Here is a 23,865-nt window from a genome sequence, read left to right on the forward strand (position 1 = left end):
CCCCCGGCCGAAGGCTGGGGGAGGGTGGGCGTTCTGGACGCTGACGTGTAGGTGTTGTGCGGCATCCGGGGTCCGACCTGGACCGCCCGCCGCAGGCGCAACGAACCCGCACACAACAACGGGCCGCGAGGGGCACCCCGGGCCGTACCGCTACGCGGGAAGCATCGCGGAGACGCGGAACCCGCCCTCGTGGGTCGTGCCGGCGGCGAACCCCCCGCCGAGCGCCGTGACGCGCTCCTTCATGCCGACCAGCCCGTTGCCCCCGCTGGGCAGCACCAGCGCGGGCGCCCCGTCGGAGGGCCCGTTCTGCACCAGGACCGCGACCTCCGCCTCGCGGTAGGCGAGGCGGATGCGGGCCCACGCGCCGGGCGCGTGCTTGTGGACGTTGGTGAGCGCCTCCTGCACGACGCGGTAGACCGTGGCCTCGACCCGCGCCGCCAGCGGACGCTCCTCCCCCTCCACCGTGAGCTCGACGTCCATCCCGGTGGCCCGCGACTCGTCGAGCAGCCGCCTGAGCTCGGCCAGGCACGGCCCCTGCTCGTCCTCCGTCTCGGCGTCCCCGGCCGCGGCCGGGGGCGGGGACGGGGCGGGCGCAATCGTTTCCGCAGCGGCCACGACACGGACCGCCGCACCCGCCGACGCCGCCCGCGCCGCCATCACCGGCTCCGCCCGCAGGACGCCCAGCATCTCGCGCAGCTCGTTGAGCGCCTGCCGCCCCATGTCCCCGAGGAGCTGCGCGCTGGCCGAGGCCTTCTCGGGGTCCTTGACGGCGATCGCCTGCAGCGCGGCCGCGTGCACGACCATGAGGCTCACCCGGTGTGCGACGACGTCGTGCATCTCGCGCGCGATGCGGGTGCGCTCCTCCATGCGGGCACGCTCCGCGGAGCTCGTGGCCGTCTCGGCCAGCAGGGACAGCTCCCGCTCCAGGCCGTCCGCCCGTTCCCGCAGGCTCTCCACGAGCCGGCGCCGGGCGCCGACGTACAGGCCCAGCAGCACCGGCGGCGCGGTGACGCCGACCGCCGCGAGCACGGAGGTGAGGACGACCACGGCCAGCGGCGCGTGGTACGCCGCGCCGCCGAGGTCACCGTGCATCTCCAGGAAGGTGACGATCAGCATGCCGAGCATGGTCATCCCCGACAGCACCGCGATGATCCGCCGCGGTACGTCGGAGGCGGCCAGGGTGTAGAGGCCCACGATGCTCAGCAGGATGCCCATCTGGGCCGGCGTGACGGCGATGGAGACCAGGACGACCAGGACCGGCCAGCGCCTGCGGAGCACCAGCACCGAGCCGACCAGCAGGCCGAACAGACCCGTGACGACCGGCGAGACCCCGGACTTCTCGGCGAAGGCCGCGCCTTCCAGGAGGCATTCCACGGCCGAGACGAAGGCCAGGGACACGTCGAGCACCATGCTGCGCCGCCTGGGCCACCACCACGGCCCGGCGACCGCCCGGCTTCGTCCGCCGGCCCCGTCCGGTACGTACTCCCCCGTCGTACTCATACGGACCAGCCTAGACGCGACGGTGTCCGCCTGGCGGTCAGCCCCGGTCCGTGGGGCGGCCCCGACCTATCCTTGTGCCGTCGGACAGCGCGGTCCGGACAATGCCGCCGACCATTCCACTGCACGAGGAGCCGCACCTGTGAGCAGCGCCGACAACACCACCGGCAGCGCCCCCCTCCGCGCGGACATCCGCCGCCTGGGAGACCTCCTCGGCGGGACGCTCGTCCGGCAGGAGGGCCCGGAGCTCCTCGATCTCGTCGAGAGGGTGCGGGCGCTGACCCGCAGCGACGGCGAGGCCGCCGCCGCCCTGCTCGGCGAGACCGATCTGGAGACCGCGGCCAAGCTGGTACGGGCGTTCTCCACCTACTTCCACCTCGCCAACGTCACCGAGCAGGTGCACCGGGGCCGTGAGCTGCGTTCCCGCAGGGCGGCCGATGGCGGCCTGCTGGCCCGTACGGCCGACCTGCTCAAGGACGCCGACCCGGAGCACCTGCGGCAGACCGTGCGCAACCTCAACGTGCGTCCGGTCTTCACCGCCCACCCGACCGAGGCGGCCCGCCGCAGCGTGCTGAACAAGCTGCGGGTGATCGCCGCGCTGCTGGACGAGTCCGTCGAGGGGGGCGGGGACCGCCGCCGCAGCGACCTGCGTCTGGCGGAGAACATCGACCTGCTCTGGCAGACCGACGAACTGCGTGTCGTGCGCCCCGAGCCCGCCGACGAGGCGCGCAACGCCATCTACTACCTGGACGAGCTGCACGCGGGCGCGGTCGGCGACGTGCTGGAGGACCTGGCGGTCGAGCTGGAGCGGGTCGGTGTGCCGCTGCCCGCGGAGACCCGCCCGCTGACCTTCGGCACCTGGATCGGCGGCGACCGGGACGGCAACCCCAACGTCACCCCGCAGGTCACCTGGGACGTGCTGATCCTGCAGCACGAGCACGGCATCACGGACGCCCTGGAGCTCGTCGACGACCTGCGCGCGGCGCTGTCCAACTCGATCCGCAACTCGGGCGCCTCACCCGAGCTGCTGGCCGACCTGGAGCAGGACCTGCAGCGCCTCCCGGAGATCAGCCCCCGCTACAAGCGGCTGAACGCGGAGGAGCCCTACCGCCTCAAGGCCACCTGCATCCGGCAGAAGCTGCTCAACACCCGGGATCGGCTGGCCGGCGGCACGCCGCACGTGCCCGGCCGCGACTATCTCGGGACCGGCGGCCTCCTGGCCGACCTGCGTCTGGTGCAGGACTCGCTGCGCGCCAACCGCGGTGAGCTGATCGCGGACGGCCGTCTGGACCGCACCATCCGCACGCTGGCCGCCTTCGGTCTGCAGCTGGCCACGATGGACGTCCGCGAGCACGCCGACGCCCACCACCACGCCCTCGGCCAGCTCTTCGACCGGCTCGGCGAGGAGTCCTGGCGGTACGCGGACATGCCGCGGGACTACCGGCGCAGGCTGCTCGCCAAGGAGTTGCGCTCGCGGCGGCCCCTGGCGCCGTCCCCGGCGCCGCTGGATGCGGCGGGGGCGAAGACGCTGGGCGTCTTCGACACCGTGCGGGAGTCCTTCGAGCGGTTCGGGCCCGAGGTGGTCGAGTCGTACATCATCTCGATGTGCCTGGGCTCCGACGACGTCTTCGCGGCGGCGGTGCTGGCCCGCGAGGCCGGGCTGATCGACCTGCACGCGGGGATCGCCAAGATCGGCATCGTGCCGCTGCTGGAGACCACCGACGAGCTGAAGGTCGCCGACAGGCTGCTCGACGAGATGCTCTCCGACCCCTCGTACCGCAAGCTCGTCTCGCTCCGCGGCGACGTGCAGGAGGTCATGCTCGGCTACAGCGACAGCTCGAAGTTCGGCGGCATCACCACCTCGCAGTGGGAGATCCACCGGGCGCAGCGGAGCCTGCGTGACGTGGCGCACCGCCACGGGGTGCGGCTGCGGCTCTTCCACGGCCGCGGCGGCACCGTCGGCCGGGGCGGCGGCCCGACGCACGACGCGATCCTGGCGCAGCCGTGGGGCACGCTGGAGGGCGAGATCAAGGTGACCGAGCAGGGCGAGGTCATCTCCGACAAGTACCTGATCCCGTCCCTGGCGCGGGAGAACCTGGAGCTGACGGTCGCGGCCACGCTGCAGGCCTCGGCGCTGCACACCGCGCCCCGCCAGTCCGAGGAGGCGCTGTCCCGCTGGGACGCGGCCATGGACGTGGTCTCCGACGCCGCGCACTCCGCTTACCGGCGGCTGGTGGAGGACCCGGACCTGCCCGCGTACTTCTTCGCCTCCACCCCCGTGGACCAGCTGGCCGAGCTGCACCTGGGCTCGCGCCCCTCGCGCCGCCCGGACAGCGGGGCGGGCCTGGACGGGCTGCGGGCCATCCCGTGGGTGTTCGGCTGGACGCAGTCGCGGCAGATCGTGCCGGGCTGGTTCGGCGTCGGCTCGGGCCTGAGGGCCGCCCGCGAGGCGGGCCGGGAGGCGGACATCGCCGAGGCGTACGAGCAGTGGCACTTCTTCCGGAACTTCCTGTCCAACGTCGAGATGACGCTGGCCAAGACCGACCTGCGGATCGCCGAGCACTACGTCGGCACCCTGGTGCCCGACGGGCTCAAGCACGTCTTCGACGTCATCAAGGCCGAGCACGAGCTGACGGTCGCCGAGGTGCTGCGGATCACCGGTGAGGCGGAGCTGCTGGACGCGCAGCCGGTGCTCCAGCAGACCTTCCGGATCCGGGACGCCTACCTCGACCCGATCTCCTACCTCCAGGTGGCGCTGCTGCACCGGCAGCGCGAGGCCGCCGCCCGCGGCGAGGAGCCCGACCCGCTGCTCGCCCGCGCGCTGCTGCTGACGGTGAACGGCGTGGCGGCCGGCCTGCGCAACACCGGCTGACCACCTGCCGCAGGACACGACGAAGGGCGGTGCCCCCCGCGGGGGGGGCACCGCCCTTCGTCCTGTGCGTGCAGAGCGGGGCGCGGCGTCAGTTCTTGCGGTGGCCGATCAGCCGCGGCCTGGGCTCGAGCCCGGACAGGCCGTTCCAGGACAGGTTCACCAGGTGCGCGGCGACCTCCGCCTTCTTGGGCTTCTGGGCGTCCAGCCACCACTGCCCGGTGAGCGCCACCATCCCGACCAGCGCCTGCGCGTAGAGCGGGGCGAGCTTGGCGTCGAAGCCGCGCTGCTTGAACTCCATGCCCAGGATGTCCTCCACCTGGGTGGCGATGTCGCTGATCAGTGAGGCGAAGGTGCCGGTGGACTGGGCGACGGGCGAGTCCCGCACGAGGATCCGGAAGCCGTCGGTGTACTGCTCGATGTAGTCCAGCAGCGCGAAGGCCGCCTGTTCCAGCAGTTCGCGCGGATGGCCACCGGTGAGGGCACCGGTGACCATGTCCAGCAGGCACCGCATCTCGCGGTCCACGACGACGGCGTAGAGGCCCTCCTTGCCGCCGAAGTGCTCGTACACGACGGGCTTGGAGACGCCCGCCTTGTGCGCGATCTCCTCGACGGAGGTGCCCTCGAAACCGCGTTCGGCGAAGAGCGTGCGCCCCACGTCGAGGAGTTGCTCGCGGCGCTCCTTGCCCGTCATGCGGACCCGTCGGGCACGCCGCGACGGCGTGCCCTCGCTGCCCCTGCTGCTGCTTCTGCCGTCGCTCACCCGTCAATCATGCCGCTTCGCTGACGCTCTCCTTACGGCGGGCGGCGATCCGGTCAGCGGTCGGCCACCGTACGTCACTGGCCCACCCGAGCAGTTCGAACCAGCGGATGATGCGGGCGCTGGAGTCGACCTGGCCGCGGAGCACGCCGTGCCGGGCGGAGGTGGGGTCGGCGTGGTGGAGGTTGTGCCAGGACTCGCCGCAGGACAGCACGGCCAGCCACCAGACGTTGCCGGACTTGTCGCGGGAGCGGAAGGGCCGCTTGCCGACCGCGTGGCAGATCGAGTTGATCGACCAGGTGACGTGGTGCAGCAGGGCCACACGGACCAGGGAGCCCCAGAAGAAGGCGGTGGCGGCGCCGGTCCACGACATCGTCGCCAGGCCGCCGATCAGCGGCGGGAGCAGCAGCGAGACGGAGGTCCAGAGCCAGAAGTCACGGCTGATCCGGCGGATCGCCGGGTCCTTGATCAGATCGGGGGCGTACTTGTGCTGGGGGGTCTGCTCCTCGTCGAACAACCAGCCCATGTGGGCCCACCACAGGCCCTTCATCAGCGCGGGGACGGTCTCGCCGTAGCGCCAGGGGCTGTGCGGGTCGCCGTCGGCGTCGGAGAACTTGTGGTGCTTGCGGTGGTCGGCGACCCACCGCACGATCGGTCCCTCGACGGCCATCGACCCGGCGATGGCCAGGGCGATCTTCAGCGGGCGGTTGGCCTTGAAGGAGCCGTGGGTGAAGTGGCGGTGGAAGCCGATGGTGATGCCGTGACAGCCGAGGTAGTACATCCCCACCATCAGGCCGAGGTCGAGCCAGCTCAGGCCCCATCCCCACGCGAGCGGGATCGCCGCGACGAGGGCGAGGAAGGGGATGCCGATGAAGAGTCCGAGGGTGATCTGCTCGAGTGACTGCTTCTTGTCACCACCGAGCGTGGCGCGGGGAAGCGGGGCCCCGGAGCCGGCCCCGGGTTCCGGGGACTCGGTGATCACGTCGGTCTGTGTGGTCATGGTGGTCCCTCAATGAAGGTCGGGGGCTACGCCACCGTAACTTACGGCTTCGTAAGTATGGCAGGGCTAAGTGAAGGCCGAACAGAGCACGCGTGTCGGCGGGAATACGGCTCTTGGCACTTGTACCCACCTTTCACGAGGGGAAGTACCGATCTTTCTCGTCGCATTGGAGGCCGCCGGTGCGGCATAGTGGTGGAGGCCAGACGGGCACCCTGACCGGATGTCCTGTTCGGCCGGGGTTTCCTTCCGCTGTGGTGTAACGGCAGCACTGAGGGTTTTGGTCCCTTAAGTCCGGGTTCGAATCCTGGCAGCGGAGCACTGACCGAAGGGTCGCGGCAACCGTCGCGACCCTTCCGCGTTCCCCGCCCGAAACGCCCCGGTATCCTTCGGGTGACCTTCACCCCACGCCGAGGAGTCCGTTCCGTGAGCGCCCACCGCCCGGCCGCCGTCATCGTCCTTGCCGCGGGTGAGGGCACCCGTATGAAGTCGGCGACCCCCAAAGTCCTGCACACGATCAGCGGCCGCTCCCTGGTCGGACACGTCGTGGCCGCGGCCCGCGCCCTGGAGCCCGACCACCTGCTGGTCGTGGTCGGTCACGCCCGCGAGCAGGTGACCGCCCACCTGGCCGGGACCGACGCCGAGATCCGCACCGCCGTGCAGTACGAGCAGAACGGCACCGGCCACGCGGTCCGGGCGGGCCTGGCGGAACTCCCGGAGCTGACCGGCACGGTGGTCATCACCGCCGGCGACACCCCGCTGCTCACCCCGGACACCCTGCGCGCGCTGGTCGAGGCCCACGCCGCCGACGGCAACGCCGTCACCGTGCTGACCGCCGAGGTCCCCGACCCGACCGGCTACGGCCGCATCGTGCGCGACGCCGACGGCTCGGTGCTGGCGATCGTCGAGCAGAAGGACGCCACCGACGAGCAGCGGGCCATCCCCGAGATCAACTCCGGGGTGTTCGCCTTCGACGCGCAGTTGCTGACCGACGCGCTGGCCAAGGTGACCACCGACAACGCCCAGGGCGAGGAGTACCTCACCGACACCCTCGGCATCCTGCGCGAGGCCGGCCACCGCGTCGGCGCCTCGGTCGCCGGGGACCACCGCGAGATCGCCGGCATCAACAACCGCGTGCAGCTCGCCGAGGCCCGCCGCATCCTCAACGACCGCCTGCTGCACCGGGCGATGCTGGAGGGCGCGACGATCATGGACCCGGCGTCGACCTGGCTGGACGTCACCGTGGAGTTCGAGCCCGACACCCTGGTGCTGCCGAACACCCAGCTGTACGGCGCGACCCGGCTCGCCTCGGGCGCCGTGGTCGGCCCCAACTGCACGCTGACCGACACCCTGGTCGGCCCCGGCGCCACGGTGAGCAACACCGTGGCCGTCAGCGCGGAGATCGGCGAGGCCGCCTCGGTCGGCCCGTTCGCCTACCTGCGCCCGGGCGCCAAGCTCGGCCCCAAGGCGAAGGCCGGCACCTACGTCGAGATGAAGAACGCCACCCTCGGCGAGGGCACCAAGGTGCCGCACCTGTCCTACGTCGGCGACGCGACGATCGGCGATCACACGAACATCGGCGCCGCCAGCGTCTTCGTCAACTACGACGGGCAGGCCAAGCACCACACCACGATCGGCTCCCACTGCCGCACCGGCTCCGACAACATGTTCGTGGCCCCCGTCACAGTCGGGGACGGCGCCTACACCGCCGCGGGCTCCGTGATCACCAAGGACGTGCCGGCCGGTTCGCTCGCCGTCGCGCGCGGCCAGCAGCGCAACATCGAGGGCTGGGTGGCCAGGAAGCGGCCCGGCAGCGCGGCGGCCCACGCCGCCGAACAGGCCCAGCAGGCCGCGCCGGAGGCCTGACCGGCGGGGGAGCGCGTGCGGGGTGGCCTTCCCCACGTGCGCGGTCGCGCCACGCAGCGCGTACCGTGTGAGGTGCACACAATTCCGCCAGCTCCCTCACCGAGGGCGAAGCTGCGTTGAACACCAAGGAGACGGTGCAGTGACCGGGATCAAGACGACCGGTGAGAAGAAGCTGATGCTCTTCTCCGGCCGCGCACACCCCGAGCTCGCGGAGGAGGTGGCACGTGAGCTGGGCGTCAACCTTGTGCCGACGAAGGCCTTCGACTTCGCGAACGGTGAGATCTACGTCCGCTTCGAGGAGTCGGCCCGCGGCTCGGACGCTTTCGTCATCCAGAGCCACACCGCTCCCATCAACAAGTGGATCATGGAGCAGCTGATCATGATCGACGCGCTGAAGCGGGCCTCCGCCAAGCGCATCACCGTGGTCGTGCCGTTCTACGGTTACGCCCGCCAGGACAAGAAGCACCGCGGCCGCGAGCCGATCTCGGCCCGCCTCGTGGCCGACCTGATGAAGACCGCGGGCGCCGACCGGATCCTCACGGTCGACCTGCACACCGACCAGATCCAGGGCTTCTTCGACGGCCCGGTCGACCACCTGTTCGCGCTGCCCATACTGGCGGACTACGTGGGCGCCAAGGTCGACCGCTCGAAGCTGACCGTCGTCTCCCCCGACGCCGGCCGGGTGCGCGTGGCCGACCGCTGGTGCGACCGCCTGGGCGCGCCGCTGGCCATCGTCCACAAGCGGCGCGACCCGGACGTCGCCAACCAGGTCACCGTGCACGAGGTGGTCGGTGACGTGCGCGGCCGCATCTGCGTCCTGGTGGACGACATGATCGACACCGGCGGCACCATCTGCGCCGCGGCGGACGCCCTGTTCGCCAACGGCGCGGAGGACGTCATCGTCACCGCCACCCACGGTGTCCTGTCCGGCCCGGCCGCGGACCGGCTGAAGAACTCCAAGGTGAGCGAGTTCGTCTTCACCGACACCCTGCCGACGCCGGGTGAACTGGACCTGGACAAGATCACGGTGCTGTCCATCGCGCCGACGATCGCCAACGCGGTCCGCGAGGTCTTCGAGGACGGCTCCGTGACGAGCCTCTTCGAGGACGCGCACTGATCACCGTCTGATCGATTTCCGGGGCGGCCTCCCCGCCGGGTAGACTCAGCGAGTTGCTCGGCGAGGGAGGCCGTTCCCGTTTCGGCGGCGGACTCCGTTATCGACGCGCTCCTCGTAAGTGGAACGGCCCGTCGTGGGCTGGGCGACCGACCGAAGTCCCGTCGTCATCACGAGGAGTGTGATCCCCATGTCCGAGGTGAAGATCTCCGCGCAGCTGCGCACCGAGTTCGGCAAGGGCGCCGCCCGCCGCATCCGCCGCTCGCACCAGGTCCCCGGTGTCATCTACGGCCACGGCCAGGACCCCAAGCACGTCGCCCTGCCCGGCCACGACCTGCTGCTCGCCCTGCGCACCCCGAACGTCCTGATCAGCCTGGACATCGAGGGTGACGGCAACGAGCTGGTCATCCCCAAGGCCGTGCAGCGCGACCCGCTGAAGGGCTTCCTGGAGCACGTCGACCTGCTCGCGGTCAAGCGCGGCGAGAAGGTCACCGTCGAGATCGTGGTCAACACCGAGGGCGAGCTCGCCCCCGGCGGCAACCTGCTGGAGCACGTGCTCAACGCGCTGCCGGTCGAGGCCGAGGCGACCCACATCCCCGACGGCGTCACCGTCTCCGTCGAGGGCCTGGAGGCCGGTACCTCCATCCTCGCCAAGGACATCCCGCTCCCCAAGGGCACCACCCTGGCCGTCGACGAGGACACCGTCGTCCTGCAGGTCGTCGCCGCCCAGGCCGAGGCTCCCGCCGAGGGCGAGGGTGAGGGCGCCGAGGGCGAGGGCGCCGAGGCCGCTGCCGAGTAAGTACGGCAGCACCCGCAGTTCCCCGTCCGCCGCCCCGCTCCGCAAGGAGCGGGGCGGCGGTCCTGTTGAATGGACGACATGAGCATGAGCGCAGCGGAAAGCGCCCCCGAGGGGCCCTGGCTGGTGGCCGGTCTGGGCAACCCCGGACCGGAGTACGCCGGCAACCGGCACAACATCGGCTTCATGGTCGCCGACCTGCTCGCCGACCGGATCGGCGGGCGCTTCAAGACCCACAAGAGCCGGTCCCAGGTCGTCGAGGGGCGCATCGGCGGCCGCCGCGTCGTGCTGGCCAAGCCGATGACGTACATGAACCTCTCCGGAGGCCCGGTGACGGCGCTGCGCGACTTCTACAAGGTGCCGCTCGGCAACCTCGTCGCGGTCCACGACGAGTTGGACATCGACTACGCCACCCTGCGCCTGAAGAAGGGCGGCGGCGACAACGGCCACAACGGCCTGAAGTCGATCACCAAGTCCCTCGGCCCCGACTACCTGCGGGTCCGCTGCGGCATCGGCCGCCCGCCGGGGCGGATGCAGGTCGCGGACTTCGTCCTGAAGGACTTCTCCTCCACCGAGCGCAAGGAGCTCGAGTGGTTCGTGGACCGGGCGGCCGACGCGGTCGAGTCGCTCGTCTGCGAGGGGCTGGAGAGGGCGCAGGGCACCTACAACGGTTGACCATCGAAAGGTTGACCGAGTGCCATGCAATGGCCAAGGATCGCCCGCATGGTCAAACGGAGTCTCGCCCGCCGCACCGCCGAGAGCGCCTGGGGGCTGCTGCTGGTCGGCCGCATCGTGGTGCTGAGCGCGCTGGTCCTGGTCATGCTGGCGGCCGGGGTGTGGACCTCGTGGAAGACCGCCCAGCACGTCATGCTCACCAAGGGCCGCGAGCAGGGCACGATGACGGTCTCCACCTGCGGCGCCGACACCTGCACCGGCCCCTTCGTGCCGGAGGGTCTCGGCTCCCTCCGCGGGAAGGTGACGATCGACAAGGCGGTCACCCACCGCACCGGCGAGCGGATACCGGTCGCGGTCAAGCCCGGCACGGACGACGTGGTGCGCACCGGGCTCGCCGGTGTGCTGCACGCCTGGGTCCCGCTGGGCGGCGCCCTGCTCCTCGCCTCCCTGGTCCTGGCCGGGGGGCTGCGCTGGCCCCGCACCGCCTGGACCGCCGCCCTGGCCGGCGCCGCACTCCTGGGGGCGGCCTTCCTCACGCTGTGACGGCTGTACCGGTTGTGCCGCCCGGCGGCGCCGGGCCCCCGCGGGGTGACCGGCGCCGCCGGGGCGTCACACGGCGTCGACGGGCTCCAGGAACTCCAGACGGTTGCCGAACGGGTCGTCGGTGTAGAAACGGCGATGGCCCGGCAGGTCACCGTCCCAGACGACCGCGGCGCCGCGGGACTCCAGCCGGTCCGCGTAGGCCCCGATGCCGCTCACGCGTAAGCCCGGATGGGCCTTCCGGGCGGGGCGGAAGTCCTCCTCCACGCCGATGTGCAACTGGACCGGGCCCGCGGCGAACCAGCAGCCGCCCCGGGCGGCGAGCACCGGCGGCTTGGGGACCTCGCTCATCCCCAGGACCCCCGCGTAGAAGGCGCGCAGGATCTCCTCGGAGCCGGGCGGGGCGGCGAGCTGGACGTGGTCGAGGGCGGTGATCATCGGGATCACCCCGCTTTCCGTGCGACGGCGAAGATCCGCCGGAAGGGGAAGACGGTGCCGTGCGGCCCCGCCGGGTAGGCCTTGCGCAGCAGGTCGCGGTACTGGCCGAGGAACTCCCCGGTGGCCTCCGGGTCGTCCTCGAGGGCGGTCAGCACCGGGCGCAGCGCCGTTCCCTTCGTCCATTCGAGCACCGCGTCCTCGCCCTGCAGGAGCTGTACGTACGTGGTCTCCCAGACGTCGACGTCCACCTCGACGTCGGGGATCTCGATGAGGCGCTCCAGGTAGCCGGGGGGCTGGAGGATGTGGACGTAGCGGCGGCCGTGGCCCTCGCCGAGGCGGTCGCGCCAGGCCGGGGAGTCGCAGAGGTCGCCGAGCAGCGCGTGACTGGGCGAGGTGAAGTTGCCGGGGACCTGGAAGGCGAGGACGCCGCCGGGAGCGAGGTGCTCGACCCAGAGGGGGAAGCGCTCGGCGTGGCCCTCGACCCACTGGAGGGCGGCGTTGGAGACGATCAGGTCGTAGGTGCCGTCGGGGACCCAGTGTCCGGCGTCGGCGGGGCGGAAGGTGAGGCTGCCGCCCCCGGCGGTGGGGCCTTCGTAGGCCCGGGCGGCCTCCAGCATCTCGGCGGAGCTGTCGAGGCCGGTGATCCGGGCATCGGGCCAGCGCTGCGCGAGCAGGGCGGTCACGTTGCCGGGACCGCAGCCGACGTCCGCGATCCGCGGGCTCGCGCCGGGCAGCTCCGGTATCCGGGCCAGCAGGTCGTGGAAGGGGCGGGTGCGGTGGGTGGAGTGGTGGAGGTACTGCTGGGGATCCCAGGCTGCTGCGGGCATGTTGCGAACTCCCTGGCGAGAGATGGATCTCTTCCTGCCGCCGACCTTGCCCACAAGGTTCCAGAGCTAATCTCTTGATGTCAAGAGACTTCATGTCGACACAACCCTTACACTGATCTCCATGGAGGACGAGGTCGATCGGCTGGTCGCTGCGTGGCGCAGGGAGCGCCCTGACCTCGACGTCGAACCACTCGAGGTGCTCAGCCGGGTCAGCAGGCTGGCGAGGCATCTGGACCGGGCCCGTCGGCTGGCGTTCTCCGAGCACGGTCTGGAGCCCTGGGAGTTCGACGTGCTGACCTCCCTGCGCCGCGCGGGCGCGCCCTACCAGCTCTCCCCCGGACAGCTGCTGACCCAGACGCTGGTCACCTCGGGGACGATGACCAACCGGATCGACCGGCTCACCAAGAAGGGGCTCGTGGAGCGGCTGCCCGACCCCTCGGACCGGCGCGGCGTCCTCGTACGGCTCACCCCGGAGGGCCGGGACCGGGCGGACCAGGCCCTGGCGGGCCTGCTGGCCCAGGAGCGGGCCATCCTCGGCGAGCTCTCCGGCCGCCAGCGGGGGGAACTCGCGAACCTGCTCCGACAGTTGACCGCACCCTTCGACAACGTCCCCGGTTGACGGCGATTACCCGGCGTAACCGCCAGGGAATGATCACAAACGGCCACGCTCCGCCACCGGTTGCGCACACAAAGTGGCGCACTTAGCGTGATGACCGTGAACGCCGCATAAAGGCTCAAATGGCCACTTTTGCGGCTGCCGGCGCACCACATTCCGACAACGTCAAGTGGAAGGCGGTCGGGGCGCGTCCGGCTTCCATTTCCCTGGACCCCGCCGGGTCCCGCTCCACCTTGGAGATGCAGATGACTCTGCACACCCGCGCAAGCAAGATAGCCGCAACCGCGGTGACCGGCGCCTTGGCCGGCACCCTCGCCATCGGCACCATGGGCACCGCCTTCGCCACCGACGGCCGGCCTGCCGCCGGGGTGCCTGCCGCTCCTGGACCGGACGGCCAAAGTGAACTCGTTTCCCCCTCGGAGCGTCTCCGGGACCTGTCCCGTGAAGTGGCGGTGAAGTCCGCACGCTCCCCCAACGCAGCCCTGTTCCAGGGCCGCGTCGTCGCCCGTACGGGTCTGCGGGTCCGCAGCGGACCGGGCGTCCAATTCGGCAGCGTCGGCGTCATCCCCTTCAACGCCCTGGTGGCCATCGTCTGCAAGTCCGTGGGCAGCCCCATCGGCGGCAACCCCCGCTGGTACCAGCTCAGCGGCAACCTCTGGGCCTGGTCCTCGGCCCGCTTCGTCGCCAACGTCGGTCCCGTGCCCGGCTGGTGCAGCGGCACCGGTGGGGTAGGTGGCGTCGGCGGCGTCGGCGGAGTCGGCGGAGTCGGCGGAGTCGGCGGCGTCGGTGGGGTCGGCGGCGTCGGTGGGGTCGGCGGAGTCGGCGGAGTCGGTGGCATCGGTGTCCCCGGCTTCGTCGGTGGTATCGGCGGCATCGGCATCTGCCGCAACAACGGGCACGGCGGCCGCGAGCACGGCCGCGGCGACGAGCGCTTCAACGGCGTGGACGACCCGTTCCGCGAGGACACCCGCGCCGAGGAACCCCTGGACAGCGTCGCCCTCGCCAAGCGCAGCGACGGCCCCGGCGGTCGCGGTGGTCCCGGCTTTGTCGGTGGCGTCGGCGGTGTCGGTGGTGTCGGTGGCGTCGGCGGAGTCGGCGGAGTCGGCGGTGTCGCCGGTCCCGGCTTCGTCGGCGGTCCCGGTGGCGTCGGCGGGGTCGGCGGCGTCGGTGGCGTCGGCGGAGTCGGCGGAGTCGGCGGTCCGGGCTTCGTCGGTGGCGTCGGCGGAGTCGGCGGTCCGGGCTTCGTCGGCGGTCCCGGTGGCGTCGGCGGGGTCGGCGGCGTCGGTGGCATCGGCGGAGTCGGCGGTCCGGGCTTCGTCGGCGGAGTCGGCGGCATCGGCGGCATCGGTGGCGTCGGTGGCGTCGGCGGTATCGCCGGTCCCGGCTTCGTCGGCGGTCCCGGCTTCAACGGTGGCTTCAACTGCCGTGACAACGGCCGGGGCGGCAACCGCGGCGACAACGGCCGGGGCGGCAACCGCGGCGACAACGGTCGCGGCGGCAACGGCGGCAACGGCGGGGACAACGGTCGCGGCGGCAACGGCCGGGGCGACAACCGCGGCGACAACAACCGCGACCCCTTCGACGACGCGGGTGACAACCACCGCGGCGACAACAACGGCCGCGACCCGTTCGACGGCCTCAATGACCGCGGTCAGGAGAACGGTCACCGCGACCGTGCCAACGACCGTGACACCAGCCGCTCGGCGCCGACCACCGGCGTCAGCGGTGACCGCCCGGCGCCGGCCACCGGCGTCGGCGGTGAATGACCGCGGGTATCCGCGGTGACCCGGCGGGTCGCTCTCCCCGGTCACGGGGAGGGCGATCCGCCGCGCTCCATGCCGTCAGACGTGCTGCACCGGGCCCGCGGAACCCACCCGGCCGCCCTCTCCGTCGGCCGGTGGCACCCCGGCCCGCCGGGCCAGCGCCACGGCGGCCAGCGTCGAATGCACACCCAGCTTGCCCAGCACGTTCTGCATGTGGGTGCGGACGGTGTGCGGCGACAGGTACAGCCGCTCGGCGACCGCCTTGCGGCCCAGGCCGGCCACCATGCAGCGCAGCACCTCCTGCTCGCGCGGGGTGAGCGACTCCACCAGCCGCTCGCTCTCCGTCCGGTGCCGGCGCGCGGCGGTCAACTCCCGCAGCACGCCGGTGAGCAGGGCGGGCGGCAGATGCGTCTCGTCCCGCAGGACGCCGCGCATCACGGCCAGCAGCCGGGACAGCGAGCAGTCCTTGGCGACCCAGCCGCAGGCGCCGGCCTGCAGGGCGCGGGCGGCACGGCGCGCGTCGTCCCGCTCGGCGAGCACGACCGTCCGGGTGGCGGGGTGTTCGGACCGTACGCGTTCCACCAGGGCGATGCCGTCGAGCCCGGCCTGGGCGCCGCCGTCGGCCGCGCCGAGCGGGGCGGCCCTGGGCGCGCCCATCACCCGGGCCCCCACGGCGGACGTCGTCCCCAGGTCGGCGTCGACCAGGAGCACGTCGTAGCGGCGGCCGTCGGAGGCCGCGCGTTCCAGGCAGCGCTGGGCAGCCGCCCCGCTCCCGGCGGCCGAGACGTCGACATCGGGCTCGGCCGCGAGGGCGGCCGCAAGCGATTCGGCGAAGATGCGGTGGTCGTCGACGACGAGAACGCGGATTCGTCCCACGGGCCCCACTCCCGGCATTCGGCACTTCCCCCCACGGACGAGGTCGATGTGCACGGAGGCCCGGCACCTGGAGCGGACGCCGCACGCCGCCGGGCTAGCAGCCGTCCCCAACCAGGTGCCGAACCCTTGTGTCTCGCCCCCTGATGCCGCCGGCCCCCACCGGCGCTGCCAAAAAGCGTAGGGGCAGGAGCAGACAAAGGCGCCCGAATGGAAAAACTTGCGGGACGGAGTTCCCCGGGACGTGCCGAACTGTGGCCCACGGTGCGGTTTTCCACAGCGGTGGACGGAGGAAGGCGTGCCGAGCCGCGGCAGCGCCGGTGGGGGCGCGGACCGTGGGCTCCCCGGCGTCGTCCACGCGGTGCCCGGCCACCCGCCCGGCGTGACGGACTTCCTGCCGTGCAGGCCTCCCACGGCAGGGAGCCGGCCCCGGGACCGGGGCCGGCTCCCTGTCTCCGCAACGGGTCAGACCAGCCGGCGGGCCCCCGCGGACGGCACCGCGGTGAAGATGCGCGGCTCGCGGTGGCCGGCCGTGGCGAAGGCACCGGCAATCGCCTCGGCGGTCTTCTCCGCGGCGGACTCCTCCACCAGCACGATCGCCGAACCGCCGAAGCCGCCGCCGGTCATGCGCGCGCCGAGGGCACCCGCCTCCACACCGGCCGACACCACCAGGTCGAGCTCCGGGCAGGAGACCTTGAAGTCGTCGCGCAGCGAGGCGTGGCCCTCGGTCAGCACCGGCCCGATGGCACGGGCGTCGCCCGTCTCCAGCAGTTCGACGACCCGCTCGACCCGGCGGTCCTCGGTGACCACGTGCCGTACCAGCGGCCGCAGTTCGGGGTCCTCGACGCGGGCGAGGGCCTCGTCGAGCCCCTCGTACGGGATGTCCCGCAGCGCGTCCACGCCGAGCAGCGCCGCCGCCTCCTCGCAGCCCGCCCGCCGCTTGCCGTACTCGCCCTCGCTGTGGGCGTGGGTGACCCGGGTGTCGACGACGAGCAGCCGCAGGCCCTGGGAGGCCAGGTCGAAGGGGATCTGGCGCTGCGACAGGTCGCGGGTGTCGAGCCACAGGGCGTGCCCCTCGGTGCAGCACGCCGAGGCGGTCTGGTCCATGATCCCGGTGGGGGCGCCCACGTAGACGTTCTCCGCGCGCTGGCAGAGCCGGGCGATCCGCCACCGCTCCAGGCCCAGGCCGTAGAGGTCGTTCAGGGCGACGGCGGTGACGACCTCGAGGGCTGCCGAGGAGGACAGGCCGGCGCCGGTGGGGACGGTGCTCTCGAAGTGGATATCGGCGCCGGTGATCTCGTGCCCGGCGTCGCGCAGCGCCCAGATGACGCCCGCGGGGTAGTCGGCCCAGCCGGCACCGCCGCCGGGTGCGAGTTCGTCGACGTGCAGTTCGACGACGCCGGCGGGGACGTCCGGCGAGCCGCTGTGCAGCCGCAGCCGGCCGTCGGCGCGGCGGGCGACCGCGGCGACGGTGGTGTGCGGCAGCGCGAACGGCATCACGAAGCCGTCGTTGTAGTCGGTGTGCTCGCCGATCAGGTTCACCCGGCCGGGGGCGGCCCAGACCCCTTCGGGGCCGGTGCCGTACGTGGCGCGGAAGCCGTCCTCGCTCACTTGGCGTCCTCCCGGTCCCGCAGGTCCTGGGCGAAGGTCCAGGCGTCGCGGACGATCTGGGCGAGGTCGGTGCGCGAGGGACGCCAGCCCAGGCGCTCCTTGGCCCGCTCGGCGGAGGCCACCAGGACGGCCGGGTCGCCGCCGCGGCGCGGGGCGACGACCTCGGGGACGGGGTGACCGGTGACCTGGCGGACGGTCTCGACGACCTCGCGTACGGAGAAGCCGTTGCCGTTGCCGAGGTTGCAGATCAGGTGCTCGCCGGAGGCGGGCGCGTCGACGGCGAGCAGATGCGCCTCGGCCAGGTCGGCGACGTGGATGTAGTCGCGGACGCAGGTGCCGTCGGGGGTGGGGTAGTCGTCGCCGTAGACCGAGATCGCCTCCCGGCGTCCCTGGGCGACCTGCAGCACGAGCGGGATGAGGTGCGACTCGGGGTCGTGGCGCTCGCCGAACGTCCCGTAGGCGCCCGCGACGTTGAAGTAGCGCAGGGAGACCGCCGCCAGGCCGTGGGCGACGGCCTCGCTGGTGATCATGTGGTCGACGGCGAGCTTGGACGCGCCGTACGGGCTGGTCGGCAGCGTCGGGTCGTCCTCGGTGATCGGGACGGACTTCGGCTCGCCGTAGGTGGCGGCGGTGGAGGAGAAGACCAGCCGCCGGACCCCGGCGTCACGCATTGCCGTGAGCAGGTCCAGCGTGCCCACCACGTTGTTGCGCCAGTACTTCTCGGGGTGGACGACGGACTCGCCGACCTGGGAGCTGGCGGCGAAGTGCAGCACGGCGTCGTAGGTGGCGTCGAGCACCTTCGCCGCGTCCTGGACCCGCCCCTCGACGAAGTCGGCGCCCTCGGGGACGCCGTCCCGGAAGCCGGTGGACAGGTCGTCCAGGACGGTGACCCGGTGGCCCGCCTCCAGCAGATGGGCCGCCACGACGCTGCCGACGTAACCAGCGCCTCCGGTGACCAGAACCTTCTTCGTGCTCGGGTCGCTCACAGGGTCACAGCCTTTCTCGGGTTCGACTCGGGGCCACGGTAGCGGCGCCGGATGAACACTCGCCGGTAGGGGGCGGGGTGACGATCACGGGTGCGCCGCTCACGGGGAGGCGACCTCCCTCAGGCGGCTCGCGGCGGTCTCTGGCGGCACGTCGTTGATGAAAACGCTCATGCCGGACTCGGAGCCCGCGAGGTACTTGAGCTTCCCCTCGGTGCGGCGGATCGTGAACAGCTCCAGGTGGAGCGCGAACTCCTCGCGCTGCGCGCTGCTGAACGGCGCCTGGTGCCAACCGGAGATGTACGGGGTGGGCGGCGCCCCCTCGGGACCGAACAGCCGGTCGAAGCGGCGCAGCAGTTCCAGGTAGAGCCCGGGGAACTCGGCGCGGGCCGCCTCGTCCAGGGCCGTGAGGTCCGGCACCCTGCGGCGGGGGTAGAGGTGCACCTCGTACGGCCAGTGCGCGGAGTACGGCACGAACGCCGTCCAGTGCTCGCCCTCCAGGACGACACGGCTGCCGTCCTCGCGCTCGCGCGCCACGAGGTCGTCGAAGAGGTTGCGGCCGCCGGTGGCCTCGCGGTGCCGCTCCAGCGAACGCAGCATCAGCTCGGTGCGCGGGGTGGCGTGCGGGTAGCCGTAGATCTGGCCGTGCGGGTGGCCGAGGGTGACGCCGATCTCCTCGCCGCGGTTCTCGAAGCAGTAGACCTGCTCGACGCCGGGCAGCCGGGAGAGTGCGGCCGTGCGGTCGGTCCAGGCGTCGAGGACCAGCCGCGCCTGCTCGGGGGTGAGGTCGGCGAAGGACCTGTCGTGCCGGTCGGTGAAGCAGACGACCTCGCAGCGGCCATGTTTTCCGCTGAGCGAGGGAAAGCGGTTCTCGAAGACGGCCACGTCGTAGTGGTCCTCGGGGATCTCGCTCAACCGGCCGTCCCGGGAAGGGCACAGCGGGCACTCGTCCGCGGGCGGGTGGTAGGTGCGGGCCTGACGGTGGGAGGCGATGGCGACGAAGTCACCGAGCAGCGGGTCGTGGCGGATCTCCGAGGCGCTGGTCACCGGGTCCAGCGGGCGGCGGTCGACGGCGTCGCGGGGCTCGTCGTCGCGCAGGTCGTAGTAGATCAGCTCGCGCCCGTCGGCGAGCCGGGTCGATGTCTTCTTCACCCTGCGGGCTCCTCACACCACGCCAGCAAACAGAATCAAACACAATGAACCACAACGCAACAGCAACGTCAACGGAGACCCCGTTGCGGGGAGTGATCACACCATGCAGAACCTGGCAGAAGGGCTACGGCTCCCCACGAACGCGCTCGACTACTCGATCCTCGCGATCTACTTCGTCGTCGTCCTCGGCATCGGCTTCGCCGCCCGCCGCGCCGTCCGGACCAGCCTCGACTTCTTCCTGTCCGGCCGGTCACTGCCCGCCTGGGTCACGGGTCTGGCGTTCATCGCCGCCAACCTGGGCGCCACCGAGATCCTGGGGATGGCCGCCAACGGCGCACAGTACGGGGCGTACACGGTGCACTGGTACTGGATCGGCGCCATTCCGGCCATGGTCTTCCTCGGCCTGGTGATGATGCCGTTCTACTACGGCTCCAAGGTCCGCTCCGTGCCGGAGTTCCTGCTGCACCGCTTCGGACCGGCCTCGCACCTGCTCAGCTCGATCATCTTCGCGGTGTCCGCGCTGCTGATCGCGGGCGTCAACCTCTACGCGATGGCGATCGTGCTGGAGGCGCTGATCGGCTGGCCGCAGTGGGTGGCGATCGTCGTCTCCGGCTTCTTCGTGCTCTTCTACATCACCCTCGGCGGCCTGTCCTCGGCCATCTACAACGAGGTGCTGCAGTTCTTCGTGATCCTCGCGGCGCTGATCCCGCTCACCGTCGTCGGCCTGAAGCGGGTCGGCGGCTGGCCCGGGCTGACGGACTCGCTCACCGACTCGCACGGCGCCGCGTTCCTCACCGCCTGGGACGGCACCGGCATCGGCTCGTCGAACCCGCTGGGGGCGAACTGGCTGACCATCGTGCTGGGCCTCGGTTTCGTCCTCAGCTTCGGCTACTGGACGACCAACTTCGCCGAGGTGCAGCGCGCCCTGTCCGCGAAGAACCTCTCGGCCGCCCAGCGCACCCCGCTCATCGCTGCGTACCCCAAGATCTTCATCCCGCTGATCGTGGTCCTGCCGGGACTGATCGCCCTCGTCATGGAGCCGGACATCGGCAAGCCGGGCAGCGGGCTCCAGTACAACGACGCGATCCCGGTGCTCATGCGCGACCTGCTGCCCAACGGCGTCCTCGGCATCGCGATCACCGGGCTGCTCGCCGCCTTCATGGCCGGCATGGCGGCCAACGTCTCGTCCTTCAACACCGTCTTCACGTACGACATCTGGGGCGCCTACGTACGGCGCGACCGGCCCGACCGGTACTACGTCACCACCGGCCGCGTGGTGACCGCGATCGGCGTGCTGATCGGCATGGGCACGGCCTTCATCGCCTCGTCCTTCAGCAACATCATGAACTACCTGCAGACGCTGTTCTCGTTCTTCAACGTGCCGCTGTTCTGCGTCTTCATCCTCGGCATGTTCTGGAAGCGCTCCACCGCCGCGGCCGGCTTCTGGGGGCTGCTGAGCGGCACGGTCGCCGCGATGATCAACTACTTCTGGTTCTACAAGGGCGGCCTGATCTCGATCCCCAGCGACCAGGGCGCCAACTTCGTCTCCGCCATCGCCGCCTTCGTCGTCGGCGGTGTCGTGATGGTCCTCGTCTCGTGGTTCACCCAGCCCAAGCCCGTCGAATCACTGGCCGGACTCGTCTACGGGACCACCTCCCCCGGCATGGCCGAGCCGCCCGCCCAGGGCGACGACGCCTGGTACCGCAGGCCCGCTCTGCTGGGCTGGGGCGCCGTCCTCCTGGCCGCGCTGTGCTACATCCCCTTCTCCCTGTGAGGTGACGCGTCGTGAGCGAGTACGGCAACGAGCCGGATTTCCAGCACCGCATCGAGGACCTGGAGCAGAAGTCGGCCTCGGCGGCACGCCTGTTCGACGTGCGCCGTGTGATCGGCGGCCTCTTCGTGGTCTACGGGGTGATCGTGACCATCGCCGGGATCACCGCGTCCGACGCGGACATCGCCAAGGCCCAGGGCATCAACATCAACCTCTGGACCGGGATCGGCATGCTGGTGCTGGGACTGCTCTTCCTCCTGTGGATGAAGCTCAGTCCCCCTCCTCCCCCGCCCGCTGCGCAGGAGACGCCTGAGGCGGGATCGCACCGCCCGGGAGATGGTGACTGACCCGGTCCAGCAGCCCCGTGCGGGCCGCCAGGGCGGCGGCCTCCAGCCGGGAGCCCACCCCCAGCTTCATCAGCACCCGCTGGACGTGCGTACGGGCGGTGCTCGGCGCGATCCGCATGCCCGCCGCGATCAGCCGGGTGTCCTCGCCCTCCGCGACCCGCAGCAGCACCTCGACCTCGCGCGGGGTGAGCATCTGCAGCAGCCTGGTGCCCTCGTCGTCCGGCTCGGCCACCGGGTTGAGCAGCTCGGCGAACGCGCCCTGCAGCAGCGCGGGCGCGACCGCCACCTCGCCGGCACGCGCCTTGGCCATCGCCCGCTCGACGCCCTCGATCCGCTCGTCGTGCCGTACGTAGCCGGAGGCGCCGGCGGCGAACGCGGCGGCTATGCCGCGCGGGTTGGGCACCGGCCCCAGGACCAGCACCGCGACCCCCGGCCGCTCCCGCTTGATGCGGACGACCGCGTCGAAGGCGCCCGGCTCGGCCGGCGCCGCCGTCCCGATCAGGCACACCTCGGGCGACCGGCTCAGTACGAGATCCGCCGCGCCCGACGCGGGCGCGGCCGCCGCGAGCACCCGGTGCCCGCGCAGCTTCAGCGCCGAGGCGAGCGCCTCGGCCAGCAGACGATGGTCGTCGACGACGACGAGCCGTACGCCCATGGGCGTCCCCCTCATCCCCCCATGGACTGGTGCGGGCCTGCCCACCGAGTCCAAGCCGGTCCCCCTTCACATGCCGCGGCGAAGCCCGTCCGGCATACCGCCTGTGCCCCCGCTGCGGCCCCGGGCCATGCCCGGGAAGGTACACGCTTGTTCGACGCTTTGCGCCCCCTACTCGGCAGAAGCCTCCCTAAATCCGCATTATCTCCAAACATGGCCGACTTGCGACCGGGTGTGCTTGTTCGCGGGCCCGCGTTCCGTCCCCCTCCCCCCGGCCCGGTCAGCCGAAGGCGGCGATGGACCGGTCCGTCAGGTTGGCGGAGGCGGAGATGTGGTCGGAGGTCAGGAAGAAGTGGTCCTGGTACAGCCACCAGCCCGAACCGCTGTCCAGGAAATCGTTCTCCAGGTCCTTGCCGCTCTCCGGCAGTTCCATGAAGACGGTGAACCCGCGGGTCGCGGGATCGAGCCGCAGCAGGCGGCCCGGCTTGTCGTAGGTGTTCTTCTGGTACGCGACGACCTTGCCGCCGCTGATGCCGACGATCTTGAGCTCGCGCTCCTGGTCGGGCTTGGCGAGCCACTTCGGCTTGCCGGTGGTGAGGTCGAGCGCGGCGATCTCGTTCGTCTGGGAATAGGAGGTGCCGCTGCCCGAGTGGGTCTTGGTGGGCAGGTAGATGGTTGTGCCGTCGACGGCGACGTTGGTGCACCGGTTGTCCTCGCAGTGGATCCGGTACGTGGCGTCCGCGCCGCCCGCGCCCAGCGAGATGCGGCTCTTCATCTTGCCGCCGTCCAGGTACACGATGTCGGTCATCGACAAGCTGCCCGCCGACAGCCCCACGACCACCGGGTCCGTGGAGATGACGCTGTACACCTCACTGCCGCTCGGCACCTGCCAGGACCACTTCTTGGCGCCGCCCTCGCCCAGGCCCTGCACGTACTCGTCACCGCCGAAGCCGCCGCACTCGACGACCGCGACCAGCGCGGCGCCGCCGTGGTAGCCCTTGTCGGTGCACTCCGAACCGGCCTTGGGCGTCCACAGCACGGCCCCGGTGCTGATCTTGTACGCGACCGAACCGCCGATCCAGGAGACGGCCGCCGTGTCGCCCGTGAGCGCGATCTGCGAGTAGCTGTGCGAGGTCCGGCCGTCCGGGTCGGGCAGCTTCTTCGCCCACAGCTTCTTGCCGTGGGCGATGTCGACGGCGATCACGCTGTCGCAGTCCGTGCCGTACTGCAGCACCAGGCGGTCACCGGCCGCCGACTCCGGGCCCGGGCAGGACTCCCCCTCCAGCGGTATCGACCAGTTCTCCTTGCCGCTGTCGATGTCGAAGGAACGCAGCGCGTCCGGCATCGTCTTGACGACCGCGTCGCCGGTGAACCAGGCCTCCGCCACCGGGGCGGTGATCTCGGCCTTTGACGGCCGCACCGCTCTCTTGTCCCACAACGCGCGGGCCTTGAGCGGGCCGTCGCCGGCCGGCCGGGTGCTGCCGCCCTTCGACGGGGTGTCCGAGGGCTCGTCGTCGCCACCGTTCGCGACCAGGAAGACCCCCGCGCCGACGACCAGCACCGCCGCGATCGCCGCCGCCACGATCCCGGCCACCTTGCCGTTGCCGCGCTTCGGCGGCTGCGGGTACTGCGGGTACGGCTGGTAGCCGTACCCGGGGAGAGGCTGGGTCGGCGCCTGGGCGTACGGGTTGGGGCCGTACGGGCCCAACCCGTTCGCC

At 71.7% G+C, this 23,865-nt stretch carries 21 protein-coding genes and 1 tRNA gene; 11 read left to right on the forward strand and 11 right to left on the reverse strand.

Translation table 11 applies throughout. The features are described 5' to 3' along the window. Positions 1 to 150 precede the first annotated feature (150 nt). Positions 151 to 1,500, reverse strand: a complete 1,350-nt coding sequence (locus PV341_RS28280) for a sensor histidine kinase (RefSeq protein ID WP_500329005.1) — start codon at positions 1,498 to 1,500, stop codon at positions 151 to 153. Positions 1,501 to 1,639: 139 nt separating this feature from the next. Here PV341_RS28280 and ppc point away from each other — a divergent pair, with 139 nt between their 5' ends. Next, entirely contained in the window at positions 1,640 to 4,369 is a 2,730-nt protein-coding gene (gene ppc / locus PV341_RS28285) for a phosphoenolpyruvate carboxylase (protein ID WP_500329004.1), read from the forward strand. 88 nt (positions 4,370 to 4,457) lie between these two features. Here the strand turns inward: ppc and PV341_RS28290 are convergent, their stop codons facing one another. Both PV341_RS28290 and PV341_RS28295 read right to left on the reverse strand, forming a co-directional pair. Continuing rightward, the gene (locus PV341_RS28290) at positions 4,458 to 5,060 is read right to left on the reverse strand and encodes a TetR/AcrR family transcriptional regulator (RefSeq protein WP_018559808.1); all 603 of its coding nucleotides are present in this window, start codon (positions 5,058 to 5,060) and stop codon (positions 4,458 to 4,460) included. Positions 5,061 to 5,136: 76 nt separating this feature from the next. Next, the gene (locus tag PV341_RS28295; RefSeq protein WP_500329003.1) at positions 5,137 to 6,126 is read right to left on the reverse strand and encodes an acyl-CoA desaturase; all 990 of its coding nucleotides are present in this window, start codon (positions 6,124 to 6,126) and stop codon (positions 5,137 to 5,139) included. A gap of 245 nt (positions 6,127 to 6,371) precedes the next feature. Here PV341_RS28295 and PV341_RS28300 point away from each other — a divergent pair. The 6 genes from PV341_RS28300 (at position 6,372) to PV341_RS28325 (ending at position 11,117) form a co-directional block, all read left to right on the forward strand. After that, positions 6,372 to 6,442, forward strand: a tRNA-Gln gene (locus PV341_RS28300). A 107-nt stretch (positions 6,443 to 6,549) separates the two neighbouring features. After that, positions 6,550 to 7,989, forward strand: coding sequence for a bifunctional UDP-N-acetylglucosamine diphosphorylase/glucosamine-1-phosphate N-acetyltransferase GlmU (glmU, locus tag PV341_RS28305; protein WP_500359305.1), 1,440 nt, complete (start codon positions 6,550 to 6,552; stop codon positions 7,987 to 7,989). 139 nt (positions 7,990 to 8,128) lie between these two features. Next, a complete protein-coding gene (locus PV341_RS28310) occupies positions 8,129 to 9,106 on the forward strand; it encodes a ribose-phosphate diphosphokinase (RefSeq protein WP_329187428.1) in 978 nt (325 codons plus the stop codon). Between the two features lie 187 nt (positions 9,107 to 9,293). Next, on the forward strand, positions 9,294 to 9,902 hold the full coding sequence (locus tag PV341_RS28315; RefSeq protein ID WP_499512260.1) for a 50S ribosomal protein L25/general stress protein Ctc: 609 nt from the start codon (positions 9,294 to 9,296) through the stop codon (positions 9,900 to 9,902). 84 nt (positions 9,903 to 9,986) lie between these two features. Further along, positions 9,987 to 10,574, forward strand: a complete 588-nt coding sequence (gene pth / locus PV341_RS28320) for an aminoacyl-tRNA hydrolase (RefSeq protein WP_500329001.1) — start codon at positions 9,987 to 9,989, stop codon at positions 10,572 to 10,574. A 48-nt stretch (positions 10,575 to 10,622) separates the two neighbouring features. Next, positions 10,623 to 11,117 carry a hypothetical protein gene (locus PV341_RS28325; protein ID WP_499512262.1) on the forward strand — a complete coding sequence of 165 codons (495 nt, stop codon included), beginning with the start codon at positions 10,623 to 10,625 and terminating at the stop codon, positions 11,115 to 11,117. A 66-nt stretch (positions 11,118 to 11,183) separates the two neighbouring features. Here PV341_RS28325 and PV341_RS28330 read toward each other — a convergent pair whose 3' ends face one another. Continuing rightward, complete coding sequence (locus PV341_RS28330; protein ID WP_500329000.1) at positions 11,184 to 11,552, reverse strand: VOC family protein; 369 nt, start codon at positions 11,550 to 11,552, stop codon at positions 11,184 to 11,186. 5 nt (positions 11,553 to 11,557) lie between these two features. Beyond that, complete coding sequence (locus tag PV341_RS28335) at positions 11,558 to 12,379, reverse strand: trans-aconitate 2-methyltransferase (protein ID WP_499512264.1); 822 nt, start codon at positions 12,377 to 12,379, stop codon at positions 11,558 to 11,560. Positions 12,380 to 12,500: 121 nt separating this feature from the next. Here PV341_RS28335 and PV341_RS28340 point away from each other — a divergent pair, with 121 nt between their 5' ends. Together PV341_RS28340 and PV341_RS28345 are read left to right on the forward strand one after the other, a co-directional pair. Continuing rightward, positions 12,501 to 12,998 (forward strand): MarR family winged helix-turn-helix transcriptional regulator, encoded by a 498-nt coding sequence (locus tag PV341_RS28340; protein ID WP_326575414.1) that lies wholly within the window; start codon positions 12,501 to 12,503, stop codon positions 12,996 to 12,998. Positions 12,999 to 13,240: 242 nt separating this feature from the next. Further along, the gene (locus tag PV341_RS28345) at positions 13,241 to 14,761 is read left to right on the forward strand and encodes an SH3 domain-containing protein (RefSeq protein ID WP_500359306.1); all 1,521 of its coding nucleotides are present in this window, start codon (positions 13,241 to 13,243) and stop codon (positions 14,759 to 14,761) included. 75 nt (positions 14,762 to 14,836) lie between these two features. Here the strand turns inward: PV341_RS28345 and PV341_RS28350 are convergent, their stop codons facing one another. The 4 genes from PV341_RS28350 to galT all read right to left on the reverse strand — a co-directional run bounded on the left by PV341_RS28350 (position 14,837) and on the right by galT (position 19,377). Further along, on the reverse strand, positions 14,837 to 15,634 hold the full coding sequence (locus tag PV341_RS28350; RefSeq protein ID WP_500359307.1) for a LuxR C-terminal-related transcriptional regulator: 798 nt from the start codon (positions 15,632 to 15,634) through the stop codon (positions 14,837 to 14,839). Positions 15,635 to 16,096: 462 nt separating this feature from the next. Next, positions 16,097 to 17,242, reverse strand: a complete 1,146-nt coding sequence (gene galK, locus PV341_RS28355) for a galactokinase (RefSeq protein ID WP_500328997.1) — start codon at positions 17,240 to 17,242, stop codon at positions 16,097 to 16,099. Then, complete coding sequence (gene galE / locus PV341_RS28360; RefSeq protein ID WP_500328996.1) at positions 17,239 to 18,228, reverse strand: UDP-glucose 4-epimerase GalE; 990 nt, start codon at positions 18,226 to 18,228, stop codon at positions 17,239 to 17,241. Before galE ends, galK begins: the two co-directional genes overlap by 4 nt. 99 nt (positions 18,229 to 18,327) lie before the next feature. After that, on the reverse strand, positions 18,328 to 19,377 hold the full coding sequence (galT, locus tag PV341_RS28365; protein WP_500359309.1) for a galactose-1-phosphate uridylyltransferase: 1,050 nt from the start codon (positions 19,375 to 19,377) through the stop codon (positions 18,328 to 18,330). Between the two features lie 103 nt (positions 19,378 to 19,480). Between galT and PV341_RS28370 the strand changes: the two genes are divergently transcribed. Further along, a complete protein-coding gene (locus PV341_RS28370) occupies positions 19,481 to 21,151 on the forward strand; it encodes a sodium:solute symporter family protein (RefSeq protein WP_500359311.1) in 1,671 nt (556 codons plus the stop codon). A gap of 11 nt (positions 21,152 to 21,162) precedes the next feature. Beyond that, entirely contained in the window at positions 21,163 to 21,495 is a 333-nt protein-coding gene (locus PV341_RS28375; RefSeq protein ID WP_500328993.1) for a hypothetical protein, read from the forward strand. Here PV341_RS28375 and PV341_RS28380 read toward each other — a convergent pair. Both PV341_RS28380 and PV341_RS28385 read right to left on the reverse strand, forming a co-directional pair. Then, positions 21,419 to 22,150: a helix-turn-helix transcriptional regulator gene (locus PV341_RS28380; protein WP_500329014.1), complete on the reverse strand. Its 732-nt coding sequence runs from the start codon at positions 22,148 to 22,150 to the stop codon at positions 21,419 to 21,421. The two genes, PV341_RS28375 and PV341_RS28380, sit on opposite strands and share 77 nt — an antisense overlap. Positions 22,151 to 22,427: 277 nt before the next feature. Then, on the reverse strand, positions 22,428 to 23,865 hold a 1,438-nt coding region (locus PV341_RS28385), incomplete at its 5' end, for an outer membrane protein assembly factor BamB family protein (RefSeq protein ID WP_500359312.1).

Origin of the sequence: Streptomyces sp. PA03-1a (assembly GCF_033792805.1) — a bacterium.
In the GTDB taxonomy this organism is placed as follows: domain Bacteria; phylum Actinomycetota; class Actinomycetes; order Streptomycetales; family Streptomycetaceae; genus Actinacidiphila.

What these genes read in the sequence shown, in the direction of transcription:
- PV341_RS28280 (WP_500329005.1), bottom strand. Translation starts at nt 1,500, where the DNA reads ATGAGTACGACGGGGGAGTACGTACCGGACGGGGCCGGCGGACGAAGC.
- PV341_RS28290 (WP_018559808.1), bottom strand. Translation starts at nt 5,060, where the DNA reads ATGACGGGCAAGGAGCGCCGCGAGCAACTCCTCGACGTGGGGCGCACG.
- PV341_RS28295 (WP_500329003.1), bottom strand. Translation starts at nt 6,126, where the DNA reads ATGACCACACAGACCGACGTGATCACCGAGTCCCCGGAACCCGGGGCC.
- PV341_RS28315 (WP_499512260.1), top strand. Translation starts at nt 9,294, where the DNA reads ATGTCCGAGGTGAAGATCTCCGCGCAGCTGCGCACCGAGTTCGGCAAG.
- pth (WP_500329001.1), top strand. Translation starts at nt 9,987, where the DNA reads ATGAGCGCAGCGGAAAGCGCCCCCGAGGGGCCCTGGCTGGTGGCCGGT.
- PV341_RS28325 (WP_499512262.1), top strand. Translation starts at nt 10,623, where the DNA reads ATGGTCAAACGGAGTCTCGCCCGCCGCACCGCCGAGAGCGCCTGGGGG.
- PV341_RS28330 (WP_500329000.1), bottom strand. Translation starts at nt 11,552, where the DNA reads ATGATCACCGCCCTCGACCACGTCCAGCTCGCCGCCCCGCCCGGCTCC.
- PV341_RS28335 (WP_499512264.1), bottom strand. Translation starts at nt 12,379, where the DNA reads ATGCCCGCAGCAGCCTGGGATCCCCAGCAGTACCTCCACCACTCCACC.
- PV341_RS28340 (WP_326575414.1), top strand. Translation starts at nt 12,501, where the DNA reads ATGGAGGACGAGGTCGATCGGCTGGTCGCTGCGTGGCGCAGGGAGCGC.
- PV341_RS28345 (WP_500359306.1), top strand. Translation starts at nt 13,241, where the DNA reads ATGACTCTGCACACCCGCGCAAGCAAGATAGCCGCAACCGCGGTGACC.
- PV341_RS28370 (WP_500359311.1), top strand. Translation starts at nt 19,481, where the DNA reads ATGCAGAACCTGGCAGAAGGGCTACGGCTCCCCACGAACGCGCTCGAC.
- PV341_RS28380 (WP_500329014.1), bottom strand. Translation starts at nt 22,150, where the DNA reads ATGGGCGTACGGCTCGTCGTCGTCGACGACCATCGTCTGCTGGCCGAG.